Genomic DNA, 14,110 nt, shown 5'->3' with positions numbered 1-14,110 from the left:
CTTTTTATGATATAGATAATGGAGGTTTATATATGACTAAGATTATTGTTATCGGCGCTGTAGCTGGAGGCGCAACGTGTGCTAGCCAGATTCGTCGACTAGACAAAGAAAGTGACATTATTATTTTTGAAAAGGACCGCGATATGAGTTTCGCGAATTGTGGTTTACCTTACTACATCGGTAATGTTATAACTGAACGCAAAAAAGTCTTACCTATTACACCTGAAACATTTAAAGATAAGAAAAACATAACTGTAAAAACGTATCATGAAGTAATTAGTGTAGATGATAAATCGCAAACTGTGCGTGTATTAAATCATCAAACAGGCGAAACATTTGAGGAATCATATGACAAGTTAGTTTTAAGTCCTGGTGCAAGCGCAAATCACCTAGGATTCGATAGTGACATGATATTCACATTGCGTAACATGGAAGATACTGATGCAATCGACGACTATATTGAACAACACCAAGCTAAGAAGGCATTAGTTGTTGGTGCAGGTTATATTTCTTTAGAAGTAGTTGAGAATTTGCATCATCGTGGATTAGATGTGACACTGATTCATCGCTCTGAACAGGTAAACAAATTAATGGATCAAGATATGAATCAACCTATTTTTGATGAACTTGAGTCCAACAATATTGCCTATCGCTTAAATGAAGAAATTGAAACAATTGAAGGAAAAACGGTAACATTCAAATCTGGACGAAAAGAGGATTACGATTTAATCATTGAAGGCGTAGGAACACACCCTAATACTAAGTTCTTGAACTCATCAAATATTAAGTTGGACGACAAAGGATTTATTCCGGTGAATGATAAATTTGAAACGAATATTCCTAATATTTATGCATTAGGCGATGCTATTACGTCTCATTATCGTCACGTAGACTTATCAGCGCAAGTGCCATTAGCATGGGGTGCACATCGTGGCGCAAGTATTATTGCGGAACAACTCGCTGGTAATAACAAGGTGACGTTCAAAGGTTATCTCGGCTCTAATATTGTGAAATTTTTCAACTATACCTTCGCTAGCGTTGGAGTGAAACCTTCAGAATTAGATCATTTTAATTATGAAATGGTTGAATTAAAAGGTGGGGCTCACGCTGGTTATTACCCAGGTAATAGCGATTTGCACTTACGTGTCTATTTTAATAAAGAGAATAGACAATTATTACGTGTAGCTGCTGTAGGCAAGAAAGGCGCTGATAAACGTATAGATGTATTATCTATGGCCATGATGACAGGCGTTACTGTCGATGAACTTACAGAATTTGAAGTAGCATATGCGCCACCATATAGTCATCCCAAAGATTTAATCAATATGATTGGTTATCAAGCTCGCGATATTAAATAAAACAAAACTCGAAGACACGAGATAGTATTCCTAGTAATTCCTATCAAGTGACTTCGAGTTTTTATATTATTAATTTTAAAATCTATCCTAAACCAAACATTTTAGTTATAGGTCCCCATGGTAAAATAACGCCTAATGCCATTGTAATAATGATTAGCACTATTGTTGACCAGAATAAACCATGACTTGCTTGGCCTTTTTTTCTTTTAGCAATCGAAACTTCCATTAAAGCTACGACGCCAAGACCACAAAGCATTTTTAACGTTAGTAACATATGATTGCCACCACCGCCATGACTCGCTGCCATGAACTCTTGAATTAAAAGCCAGAAGCCTGAGAATAATGTAAACAACATAAATACTCTTAATGCCATTTGTAATGGTTTAAACATTGGTGTAGGGCCTTGCTTTTTAGAAATATGTAAAAATGCAATAACATACAATACAATTGTTAGTACCCAACTTACAATATGCATATGTAACAAGACAAATTCCTCCCCCATACTTATTATTACTTTCACCTTAATATCATAACATATATTATTAAAATTCTTATAACTAAAAAAGGCCACCATAACGGCGACCTTTCATAGAATATAGTACAATAAATTATTCGCTATCTTTAGCAATATAAGTTGTTAAAGTACCAATGTTATCGATTGTAACTTTAACTTCATCTCCAGGTTGTAAGAATTGAGGTGGCTGTAAACCTGCCCCTACACCAGCTGGCGTACCAGTAGCAATAATATCTCCTGGATGTAAAGCAACATATTTAGAAATTTCTTCAATTAAATCATCAATTTTATTAATCATTTGGCTTGTATTACCATCTTGACGAATTTCATTGTTAACTTTAGTAACGATATTAACATTCTCTGGTGTTGGAAGTTCATCTTTAGTTACGATGTAAGGTCCCATTGGGCAACCACCAGTTAAACTTTTAGATAAGAATGCTTGGTCTTGCGCTTGTTGTGCAGTACGGTCAGTAATGTCATTAATGATTGTATAACCGTAAATATAATCTAATGCTAAAGCTTTTGGAATTTTCTCTCCGGCTTTACCAATAACAATACCAAGTTCTCCTTCGTAGTCTAATTGGTCTGTGATATCTTTATGATTTGGAATTGTTGCTTCGTCACCAGTTAATGATGAAGCGGCTTTCGTAAATACATATAAGCGCTCTACTTCATGATTTAATTCACTTGCATGATCTTTATAGTTACGTCCAAAAGCAATCACATTATTTGGAGGCGTAACTGGAGGTAAGAATTCAATATCGTTAAACGCAATTTTATAATCGTCTGCTTTACCACTTTCCTCAGCAGCAACAACAGCTTTACGTACTTGCTCTTGGAAATCTAACGTTTGGTTTTGTTGTAAACCTTCTAACAATGTTTTCGGATGGAAATCACCTTCACCGAACTCTGCGAAAACTTGTTTTAAATCCCAAACTGCGTCTTCACGCTTAACTTTAACGCCATATGATTCAGCGTCGTTATACTTGAATGATAAGAATTTCATTCATTATCAACTCCTCATCTATATCTTAGTTCATATTATAACTTTAAACATAATTAAATCACAAATATATCTGTCTGAAATTTTAGAAATTTAGCATATTTAATTCAGTTTTAAAAGTAACTTAAACAAATTGAACCATTTAGATATAAATTTAAAATCTCATAAAACCACATAGTATTTAAGTTTTTATTCATGTTCATCTACGCTAATTTCTTCATATTGGAAGAAATAAAGTGAACCTGAAACCTTCGCGCCAAGTATCGTTTCTAGAGTATTTTGATAATATTTCATTTGGATTTTATATTTTTCGCGTAGTTGATGACCTATTTCTTCTTCTGTCATTCCTCTACGTTTGTTGAACGCATCTGTTTTATAATCCACGAAATAATATTGACCATCTTTTAAATAAATTAAGTCAATCATACCTTGAATAATAGATACGTCTTCATCTTCCTCTGGCATTTCGTCTACTTTAGCTTGGTTCACTACAAAAGGTAACTCTCTAAATACTTTATCGGCTTGAGCAATCTTCATGTACAACTTACTTCTTACAAACCTCATAATCTCTTCATATTGAATGTCTTGTTTCGCATCTGCTTCAATAATATGTTTCTCTATTAAACGATCAATATAATCATTTAATTCAGTTTCTGTTAAACGTTCTTCTCTAAACGGTAGATGTTGCATGACTGTATGCATTAACGTACCTATTTCATTCGCTTTACGCTTTTTATTCTGTCTTAAGAAATGAGGGCGTTCATAAGTTGCTACACCAATACGATATTGTCTTACTCTTTCGTAACTTGTACCACTTTCTTCTGTTTCAAGTTGGCGTTTCAATTCAGAAACGGATTGTTTCGACGGCTTCTTAGTGTCCTTAATATAAGGATATTTAAATGATAGTTGTTCATTAATTTGCTGTTTTAAACCATCATCATTAGAACCACTTGTCTCAATATCCTCTACCGTTCTATGTTCATTTTTTTGAGCTTCATTCTCAAAAGTAAGATCATCAAAATAAACCGTTTTAATATCTACTGAAGGATATAAACTTTCTTCTAAATTATCAATAGAAGTTTCAAATTGTAATTCTGGTACTAATGAAGTTGATTGGTGCTTCGCCAAAATACCATAAATCAAATCGAACGGTCTATTTGCCGACAAACGTTCATGTAGTGCAATATGATTTTTAGAAATTGGTAGACGTTCAAATTTAGCTAATGTTTCTTCTTTATCAACAGTTCCAATCAATATTAATTGCTCTTTAGCTCTTGTTAATGCGACATAAATTAAACGCATTTCTTCAGAAATTAATTCTTTCTCAATCATAGATTTAATCACTACTGAAGATAAAGAAGGGAACGCTATATTTTCTTCTAAATCATAATATTCCATACCTAAACCAAACTTTTGGTTAAGTACTAACGGCTGTCTTATATCACCTTTGTTAAATTGTTTAGATAAACCTGAATAGATAACAAATGGGAATTCTAAGCCTTTACTACTATGCACTGTCATCATTCTGACAACGTTATCATTAGGTCCTATTACATTTTCTTCACCAAAGTCTTTATTACGCTCAATGAGTTCGTCAATAAATCGAATAAATTGATATAATCCTCTGAAACTTGAGTTTTCAAATTCAATCGCTTTATTAAATAAGCCATATAGGTTGGCGCGTCGGCCTTTTCCACCTACTAATCCACTAAAGTATTGGATAACATAATGATCGTTATAAAATTTATCGATGAGTTGATATACAGGATGTTCTTGGCTATAGTCTTGATATTGTGATAAATCATCTAAGAAATATTGTAATTTCTCTTTCAATGCTGGTTGCGCATTGTCGTCTTGAAGATAATGTATGATGGATTGATAGAAATAATCATCATGAGCGCTTACCACTCGAATTTGCGCTAGCTCATCTTCAGTAAATTGATAGATGACTGAACGCATTAATCCTACTAGATAGATATCTTGTAGTGGATTATCAACTGTTCTTAAAAATGATAGAACGAGACGCACTTCTGTCTGTTCAAAATAGCCTTCTTTGCTTTTTACATGAAATGGAATATTGTGATCTTTAAACGCTTGTTGTAGATTACGTGCATTACTTAATCCACGTTCTAGAATGACAATATCTTTGAATGTAGCTTGGCGATATGACTCCGTTTTTATGTCATAGACAAGCTTATTCTTAATAATATCCTCCACTTGTTTGACAATGTATTGCGCTTCTTGTTCTGACTTCTCTAAATCATTATCTTCACTACTAGATTGAATAAGCGCATGTAATTCAAGTGGCATTGATTTATCCGAATACTTTGTAGCGCCAAAATATAATCTTGCATCAGCATCATAATTAATTTCGCCTACTTCTTCATCCATCATATGATCGAATAAGTAGTTCGTTGTTGATAAGACTTCTTTACGAGAGCGGAAATTCTTTGATAAATCGATACGTAAACCTGTTTGATTTCCAGTTTTGTCAAAACGATTATATTTATTCATAAACAACGTAGGATCGGCCTGTCTAAATTTATAAATAGATTGTTTAACATCTCCAACCATAAATAAATTACCGTTCGATTCGTCACCACGTTTAATAGTTGAAATAATCGCTTCTTGAACTTGGTTCGTATCCTGATATTCATCAATTAAGATTTCCTCAAATTGTTGACGATAATCTCTAGCAACATTTGATGGGTTCCCTTGTTCATCAGTTAATATTTGCAATGCGAAGTGTTCATAATCGGCAAAGTCTAAAACATTTCGACTTCGTTTCTTCTCAGCGAAATCATTAATAATATCTTTGACTATTTGAATTAAATAATGGATACGAGGTCCTAGCTTATTCATATCTGTTTTTAATTCTTCAACAGAACGCATTAAATATTCGTTTTTAACTTTATTGATTATTTTTTTATATTCATCATAAAATCCTTTAGCATCCACTAAAGTTTGAGGATCAATACCTTCATCTTCGTTATCAGTTTTAAGTTTTTTAGAAATTTGAGGTAACTTCTCTGGAGTATAGTTGATGATCATTTCACGATTAACTACACTACCTTCCATCATTTTGGCGCATTTTGCTTTTTCTAACTTCATCACATCAAGATGTTTTTCTGTTCCAATACCATTAGAAAAATTATTATCCGCTTCTAATAATGAGTCATAGGCAGCTTTAATATAAATTAATGCTAATCTATTAAGTTCTGCAATATACTCCTGTTGCAAGGCTTCATTGTCATACAAATCTGTTAAAGAATCTAACCATGCAAAGGGCGAAGGATTTGCGATACTGAAATTATAAAATCGTTTTAATATATCTCTAAATTGGTCATCATTACGGTCATTAGATAATTGTTCTACTAACGTAAGAAATGCTATATCTGGATCTTCATAATGTTTTTCTAACACTTCATCAATAGATTGTTCCAATAATAAAATATTCTCAACATCACTAATTGTTCTAAAGTTAGGGTCCAAATCGATAACATCATAATGTTGTTGAATAATCTTCAGACAAAAACTATGCAGTGTTGAAATTTGGGCTTGATGAATTTTAATGCGTTGGTTTTTAAGATGTTCATTATCAGGTTCTTGTAAAGAGGCTTGTTGAATACGTTGTTCAACTCTATGTTTCATCTCTCTTGCACTTAAATTAGTAAAAGTAACGACAAGTAATTTATCAACGTCTATTCCATCTCTAAGAATCTTTTGAATAATACGTTCAACTAAAACTGCTGTTTTACCTGAACCGGCAGCGGCTGCTACTAAAATATCTCGCTCGCTAGCATAAATACTTTCCCATTGTGCATCTGTCCACTGGGCATCTTGTGGCTTATCAGGTATATTATTCATCGTTATCCCCACTTTCTAACTCCACTTCTTGAATCGCTTGTATAGGATCAATAGATTCATCAACATGACGATAATGCTTACTATCTATAATGCTATCGACATGACAAACTGATTGAAAACTACAAAATTGACATGGCAATTGATTATCAAATTTTAATGGCGCCACCTCTGTGTGACCATCCATTATATTTGAAGCAGTCTCAATAAAGTTATCTTTATTATGTTTGATGAATTTATGAATCGTGTTTTCATCTGCTACACTGCTTGCTTTGCTAAGGCCACCGTCTTTTTTTAATGTAATCGGTACTATATCAGATTTAGGTGTCGTGTCTAAGCGAATATCCATAGCATCTACCACATCTACATCACTGTTAACTAAACCTCGTAATTTATATTCTTGAAGGAACGCTTTATCCAACGCTTCTTCTTTCAGAGCATCTTCAGCCATTTCTCCCCAATCTTTGAACTTAAGACGTTCATCATGGACATGGAAGTATAGCAATCCGCCTGGCTTAACTTCTTCACTTAAACCTAAACGTTTCGCATTTTGTAAGGCAATATCCATATAAGTCATCATTTGCATTTGTTTACCATAGTAAACTTTTTTCAAATCAAGGTTAGCGCTATAATTGGAAGATTTGTAGTCTATAATATTGATGAAACTTTTGTTATTTGTCGTATAAGTATCAATACGGTCGATTTGTCCACGAATATTCACTGGAATACCTTGTTTTGTAATTAAAGGTTGAGCTATTAATTCTTCTTCATCACGGGGTGTTTTTCTGAATCCCGTTTCAAAACGTTGTGGTCTAAATTTCGTATGCTCGTTCTGATAACGTAAAGCTTTTAATGTACTTTCTACAATCACGCCGATACGTTTAGAGACATAACGATAGTATGCATTAGAATCCATTAGATTGAACTGAATGTTTGGTAACACATTTTCTAAAGCTTCAAGCGTTAATGCATGAATTCTTTGATTATCAAGATGCTTAAAATCACCATTAATTTTATCCGAAATATATTTTAAAGCGGTATGGAAAATGTTACCTAAATCAAATGTTTCTAATTTATATTTCGTACGTTCATTTAGACGTAAGCCATAATTGGCATAGTGTTGGAAAGGACAATCATTATACCCTTCAAACCGAGACACACTAGCATTAATAGCCTTACCGTATAATGAAGTCGCTAATACTTCATCTAACTGTACTGTTTTATTATCATAAGTTAATGCAGTTAATAAATAATTTAGTCCTTCATTTAAATCGTCATTATCACGCATAACTTGATACGCATCTAACCATACATCAGCAACCATTTCATTTTCTAGCCATGCTTTGAGCGATTCAAATAACGTGATTTTAGTTTGATGTGGATGTTCCATAAGCTCTAATGGATGCGCATTATGTTTATAGTGAATGTTAGTGACTTCAAGACCATTAAATAATGCTTGAATTTGATTTAAGAATGGACTTTTTTCTTTTTCGTCTCCTTGCACGCCCATTAAACTATATGAAAAGGTCACTTGTTCACAGGCACGTGTCATAGCAATATAACAAACAAAGGCTTCATCCATTTGTAAAATATCAGAAGTAGGACTCAATTCCACACGTGTTTGTTGCTCAAAAACTTTCTTCTCCTCGTCTGTAATTAAACTAGATGAAGAAATCGGTTGAGGCATGGCACCATCATTCATTCCTACCATATAAATGTGTTTTTTATTATCAACTTTAGCTAAATCCATCGTACCAATACTCACTTGGTCTAAGGTTTGAGGAATCATTAAAAACTCCAACTGCTCTAAGCCAATGTCGAATACTTCTAAAAATCGATTTAATGTCATTTCTTCCTCATCAAAGACCATGACTAAGTCATCTAAAATATGAATTAAACCATTCCAAATTTGATCGATTTCTTCAGCTGCTTCGTGGTAACCATCTACATCTAATTGATCTCGATGCGCCATTAAATACTTTGGTATATCAAATGATTCCATTGTTTCATAGAAAGCGGTCGCAAACCCTTTAACATGATTAACACTGTTCATCGCTTTTTCGAAGCTCAATATTTTATCAATCATATCATTTTTCAATTGCACCACTTGTTCAAATGTTGCTCGTTCTTCTTCAGTTAGCTTGTGTTCTTTTCGGCCCATTTTGGTGAAATTATCAATACTAAATAACTTTTCATCTAACCAACGTTTGCCATAGATGCCGCGTTCAACAACAAAATTTTCCAGTAAATCAATTAAATAATCACTATTTTTAAAATGATTAGAAAGAATATTCGTCTTAAATAAACGCATCATCGGACTTATATTCCAATTGGTTTGAATGACTTCAAGCAATGAGCGCACCATTTCCATAATTGGATGGTATGTCATTGATTTCTTCACATCAATATTAAATGGAATGTCGTACTGAGGTAATACGGAATCAAATAAATACGCATAGGCTTCATCACGATATAAAATAGCAATATCTTGATATCTAAACTGTTTATCACGTGTATCTTTAATAATTTGTCGCGCTATCTCATTGACCTCTTCACGCATACTAGAAGATTCTAAAATGTTGATATGACCTTGGTGTGCAGTTGGATTTATTTGTAAAGCATCAAATTGTTGTTCAATTTGAAGTAAGTCGTGATTGTTAAAGCGATATGGTTTCTTGAAGTAAACTTCATTTAATTCAATATGTAAATCATTGGCAATTTCTTTTAAATGCGTTAAAACTTCGGATGGCTTTCTAAATAAGCTAAATGGATCTTCTTTGCCATCAGTTGTAAGAAGGACTGTCACCTTTTTAGCATTCTGTACCAAGGCCTTAATAATTTGGTATTCAAGTGTCGAGAAGTTATAGAAACCATCTATATATATTTCTGCGCGTTTAAGCCACTCAGATTGAGGCATAATTTGAATAAACTGATTCAAACTATCTTCAGCGGTAATAAATTCTCCTTGTAAACGTTCCTCAAAATAATGATATATAAGCGCAATATCTTCTAATTTGTGACGCGTTCTTGTTTGAAGTTCATTCTCTTGAAGGAATAAATCCAAATGTTCAGGGGTAACTGAATATTTTTTAAAGTCTTGGATTTGTTCACTCAATTTTTCACTAAATCCATAATAATTCACTTGTGATTTGTATAGTTTAAGCTCTGATTTATGTTGTTGAACAAGGTTATAAATCATCATCTCTGTTCCAGCTTGAGTTAAGCGTTCTTCCGTTAGGCCCCCAACTTCTTGAAAAATTCTATAACTCAATCGTTCAAAGTGTAAAACTTCGGTTCTTAAACTTCCATTTAATTCTTTATCATTCACAAATGATTGCTCTAATTGAAACGTACTTTGTGTAGGTGCGATTAAAATAATTGGATCACCTAGTGGATCTTGCTTCATTTGACTTTTTATATTACTAATCATTTGATGTGATTTACCAGTGCCTGCTCTACCAAGATAAGCATTTAATTCCATTACTCCCCACTCCTTTAATGTTATTTTAACATAGAACATACGTTCCCTAAAGTGATTTATAATTTCTTCATAGAAATTATAAAGTGGGACAGAATTCAATGTACTGAATTCTGCCCCACTCACAATTTACTTATTATTATCTGGATTAAAATTAAATTTAAAGTCGTCTAATGGCCAAAATCTGAATGAAACCTTACCGACAATTTGTTCTTTGTCTATTAAACCAAATGCACGACTATCTTTACTTACTTCTCGATTATCTCCAAGTACTAAATATTTATCTTTAGGAATAACATTAGAATTTGGATTGGCATTGGTTAAATCTTTTGTTTCAAATGATCCTGTAATGTATTCTCCTTGTTTACGTTTCTCATTATAATCTAAATAAGGTTCATCTACCTTTTTCCCATTGATATAAAGTTTGTCATTTTTATATGTAACGTTATCTCCAGGAACACCAATCACACGTTTTACGTAATCATCTTTTTTATTAGCATGAAAAACAATGACATTCCCTTTTTTTACGTCTCCAACTTTATATCCAAGAATATTTACCATTACGTGTTGACCATCCTTTAATGTTGGATCCATTGAGTCGCCTTTAATGGTATATGATTTAGCGACAAAGTTAACCATTACCCATACAAGTAATAGACCTACCGCTATAGCGACAATCCATTCAATTATTTCTTTTTTCAAATATAACACCTCATCTACTTGTTAAACTGATAGGTAAATTCTTTAAATGGATAATATTTTAAACTTACATCGCCAACAATATCTTTGTCCTTGATTAAGCCATAAGTTCTTGAATCGCTTTTATTATCACCATTATCGTTTAATACAAAATACGAATTTGGTGGAATGATATCTCCATTAGAATTATTTAAATCGCGTAATGCTAAATTATTAATATCTCTATTTTTAGCATAATTTTTATTCACTTGTCTATCGTCACGATATAATTTACCATCTCTTACTTCGATTGATTCACCGGCTTTTCCGATAATACGACTAAAATGAAGTTGATGATTATGACGATACATAATGATATCACCATCATCTAATAAATTAAATAACACTTTGATTTTATTAACGATGAGACGATCGTTTTTATTAAGTGTCGGTGCCATTTCATCACTAGTTACTACCGCGCCTCTAACAATAAAGGTTTGAATAAACACTACAAATATAATGGCGCATATTAAAGGCACAATCCATGTCATTATCTTTCGCACATCGTCACTCCTCGTCAGCACCCATAAAATGTTTTTCTACTCTTTTCCCAATAAACCACAGTGCCACTGTGACTAATATTAGAGCAATCGCACGTATTGGATGAGTTAAAAATGTTGTAACTTCTTTTCCCATCACAGCTAAAAAAGTAATAGATATTAACTTAGAAACTAGTAATATCAAAAAATAATATTTTGCTTTAATATGAGATAAGCTTGCTACAAAATTGACAAGCGTATTCGGCGTGAACGGAAAACACATTAAAATAAAAATAGGAACAATACCTTGTCTATCAATAAAATGAATTAATTTCTCTACTGATTTTCTTTTTCTAATCTTTTGCATAAAACGAGCATTAACAAATTTTCTACAAATATAAAATACAGTATAGGTACCTGAAACAATACCTAACCAGCTAATTACCGTTCCTATAAAAAAACCGTACGCATGAACATTCATAATAACGTATAATGTTAGCGGAAGTACAGGTACAATAGCTCTCAAATAGAGTATGATAAACCCTGCGAAATAACCTAATTCCTGTAATACGTTAAACCATTGCTCAATTTGATGGAACACTATCGCATCGAATCCTTCCTTAAAGTTAATAGCACTCTTTAACGCTATTATACATGAAATATTTTACACATATTATATTAGAAATCTACATTTATCATAACAAATCAGTCACAGGTAGTAGCCTCAACTCATCCCTTAGTTTTAAATTTAATAGTATAGAAAAGAAAAAGGAGCGAGACAGAAATTAAAATCATTTCGCCGATTCCCAGCTTGCTTTGTTTGTGGAATTTCTTATTGAAATTCTTTGTGCTAGGGCTCGCTTTCTAACTAGCGTTAGCTATAGATTTACTTTTCGAAAGTCTCTATGTTGGGGCTTGCTTTTCTAGCAAGGATGACTAGGTTTGAAAAAGCTTGATTTAAGCACATTTTCTAATCAGTCAGCTACTGCCAAAATATTAAAGTAGGCTGAGACATTTAATTTTGTCCCAGCCTCTTTCATCTTATGATAAATATAAAATTGAATTTCTCTTAACTACTATAAACGTTCTTCTAATTCTTTTTTCTTATCTTCATATCCAGGTTTACCAAGTAAAGCAAACATGTTTTGTTTATATGCTTCTACACCTGGTTGGTTAAATGGATTAACGCCTAATTGGTAACCACTCATTGCGCAAGCTAATTCGAAGAAGTATACCACGTAACCAAATGTTTCTTCATCTAATTGAGGAATATTAACTACTACATTTGGAACGCCTCCGTCAGTATGTGCTAATAGAGTACCTTCAAACGCTTTAGTATTCACTTCATCAATTGTTTTACCAGCTAAGTAATTTAAACCATCTAAATCATCACTATCTTCTTCAATAGTAATGTCGTGTTTAGGATGGTTCACTTTTACAACTGTTTCAAATAAGAAACGACGACCTTCTTGTACGTATTGACCTAAAGAGTGTAAGTCAGTTGTGTAATTGGCACTTGATGGATAGATACCTTTGAAATCTTTACCTTCAGATTCACCGTATAATTGTTTCCACCATTCATTGAAATATTGCATAGAAGGCTCATAGTTAATTAACATTTCAGTAGTATAGCCTTTGCTATAAAGAATGTTACGGATAGTCGCATATTGATAAGCAATATTTTCATCTAAATTATCAGATGATAATTCTTTACGTGCTTTATTAGCACCAATCATAATTGATTCGATATTGATACCAGCTGCTGCGATTGGTAATAAACCTACTGCTGTTAATACAGAATAACGACCACCTACGTCATCAGGTACCACAAATGTTTCGTATCCTTCATTATCTGCTAATTGTTTTAAAGCACCTTTCACTTTGTCAGTTGTAGCGAAGATACGTTGTTTCGCTTCTTCTTTACCATATTTATCTTCGACTAACTTTTTAAATAATCTAAAAGCTACAGCCGGTTCAGTTGTAGTACCAGATTTAGAAATAACATTAACCGAGAAGTCTTTATTAGCTAAATAGTCTACCAATTCTTGTGTATAACTTGAAGATAAGTGATTACCTACAAAGACAATTTCTGGGAATTCCGTATCATTGCGGAAAGCTGGAGTTAACATTTCAATTGCCGCACGTGCACCTAAATATGAACCACCAATACCAATCACTACTAATACATCTGAATTTGATTTAATACGTTTAGCAGCTTCTACGATTCTTGAAAATTCTTCCTTATCATAATCTTCAGGTAAATTTACCCATCCTAAGAAATCGCTCCCAGCGCCAGTTCCTTCATGGATCGTTTTATGAATCGTTTTAACGATATCTTTTTGTTGATCTAATTCGTGTTGTCCGAAAAATTCTAAAGTTTTACCATAGTCTAATTGAATATGAGTCATTTAAAAAAGCCTCCTGATTTCCTTATTAATTTAATTCTACTAACTTTAAGTTCTCTATTCAATTAACAAATCTGTCAATTCAAAAATATCTGTTATATTGGTCAATTTTTAGTCACTTTTCGCTAAAAATAAAATGAATATTTTTCATTAATTATCATTTTAAAAATAACTCAAAAACACTTTATTTAAAAGCTTTAAACATACTTAAAATTCTATACTCATTCCACTTTTATGTATAATTATGTAAAAAAATGGTTTTATTTTCATT

Annotated in this window: 9 protein-coding genes; 1 reads left to right on the top strand and 8 read right to left on the bottom strand. The window is 32.7% G+C overall.

What is annotated here, in order from left to right; genetic code table 11:
- Window positions 1-32: 32 nt before the first annotated feature.
- On the top strand, window positions 33-1,358 hold the full coding sequence (locus tag E2558_RS01520; RefSeq protein WP_126565229.1) for a CoA-disulfide reductase: 1,326 nt from the start codon (window positions 33-35) through the stop codon (window positions 1,356-1,358).
- Between the two features lie 82 nt (window positions 1,359-1,440).
- Here the strand turns inward: E2558_RS01520 and E2558_RS01515 are convergent, their stop codons facing one another.
- The 8 genes from E2558_RS01515 to E2558_RS01480 all read right to left on the bottom strand — a co-directional run bounded on the left by E2558_RS01515 (window position 1,441) and on the right by E2558_RS01480 (window position 13,842).
- Window positions 1,441-1,842, bottom strand: coding sequence for a YisL family protein (locus tag E2558_RS01515; RefSeq protein ID WP_126565228.1), 402 nt, complete (start codon window positions 1,840-1,842; stop codon window positions 1,441-1,443).
- 124 nt (window positions 1,843-1,966) lie between these two features.
- On the bottom strand, window positions 1,967-2,878 hold the full coding sequence (locus E2558_RS01510; RefSeq protein ID WP_126565227.1) for a fumarylacetoacetate hydrolase family protein: 912 nt from the start codon (window positions 2,876-2,878) through the stop codon (window positions 1,967-1,969).
- Between the two features lie 186 nt (window positions 2,879-3,064).
- Window positions 3,065-6,742 (bottom strand): helicase-exonuclease AddAB subunit AddA, encoded by a 3,678-nt coding sequence (gene addA, locus E2558_RS01505; protein WP_126565226.1) that lies wholly within the window; start codon window positions 6,740-6,742, stop codon window positions 3,065-3,067.
- A complete protein-coding gene (gene addB, locus E2558_RS01500; RefSeq protein ID WP_126565225.1) occupies window positions 6,735-10,220 on the bottom strand; it encodes a helicase-exonuclease AddAB subunit AddB in 3,486 nt (1,161 codons plus the stop codon). Before addB ends, addA begins: the two co-directional genes overlap by 8 nt.
- 126 nt (window positions 10,221-10,346) lie before the next feature.
- The gene (gene lepB / locus E2558_RS01495) at window positions 10,347-10,919 is read right to left on the bottom strand and encodes a signal peptidase I (RefSeq protein ID WP_126565224.1); all 573 of its coding nucleotides are present in this window, start codon (window positions 10,917-10,919) and stop codon (window positions 10,347-10,349) included.
- 14 nt (window positions 10,920-10,933) lie between these two features.
- Window positions 10,934-11,458, bottom strand: coding sequence for a signal peptidase I (gene lepB, locus E2558_RS01490; RefSeq protein ID WP_126565223.1), 525 nt, complete (start codon window positions 11,456-11,458; stop codon window positions 10,934-10,936).
- 4 nt (window positions 11,459-11,462) lie between these two features.
- A complete protein-coding gene (locus E2558_RS01485; protein ID WP_229716382.1) occupies window positions 11,463-12,038 on the bottom strand; it encodes a TVP38/TMEM64 family protein in 576 nt (191 codons plus the stop codon).
- Window positions 12,039-12,510: 472 nt separating this feature from the next.
- On the bottom strand, window positions 12,511-13,842 hold the full coding sequence (locus tag E2558_RS01480; protein ID WP_126565221.1) for a glucose-6-phosphate isomerase: 1,332 nt from the start codon (window positions 13,840-13,842) through the stop codon (window positions 12,511-12,513).
- Between the last annotated feature and the right edge of the window lie 268 nt (window positions 13,843-14,110).

Source organism: Staphylococcus pragensis (assembly GCF_004785665.1).
Taxonomy (GTDB): domain Bacteria; phylum Bacillota; class Bacilli; order Staphylococcales; family Staphylococcaceae; genus Staphylococcus; species Staphylococcus pragensis.
This window is presented reverse-complemented; position numbering and strand designations above follow the sequence as displayed.

What these genes read in the sequence shown, in the direction of transcription:
- E2558_RS01520 (WP_126565229.1), top strand. Translation starts at nt 33, where the DNA reads ATGACTAAGATTATTGTTATCGGCGCTGTAGCTGGAGGCGCAACGTGT.
- E2558_RS01510 (WP_126565227.1), bottom strand. Translation starts at nt 2,878, where the DNA reads ATGAAATTCTTATCATTCAAGTATAACGACGCTGAATCATATGGCGTT.
- addA (WP_126565226.1), bottom strand. Translation starts at nt 6,742, where the DNA reads ATGAATAATATACCTGATAAGCCACAAGATGCCCAGTGGACAGATGCA.
- addB (WP_126565225.1), bottom strand. Translation starts at nt 10,220, where the DNA reads ATGGAATTAAATGCTTATCTTGGTAGAGCAGGCACTGGTAAATCACAT.
- E2558_RS01480 (WP_126565221.1), bottom strand. Translation starts at nt 13,842, where the DNA reads ATGACTCATATTCAATTAGACTATGGTAAAACTTTAGAATTTTTCGGA.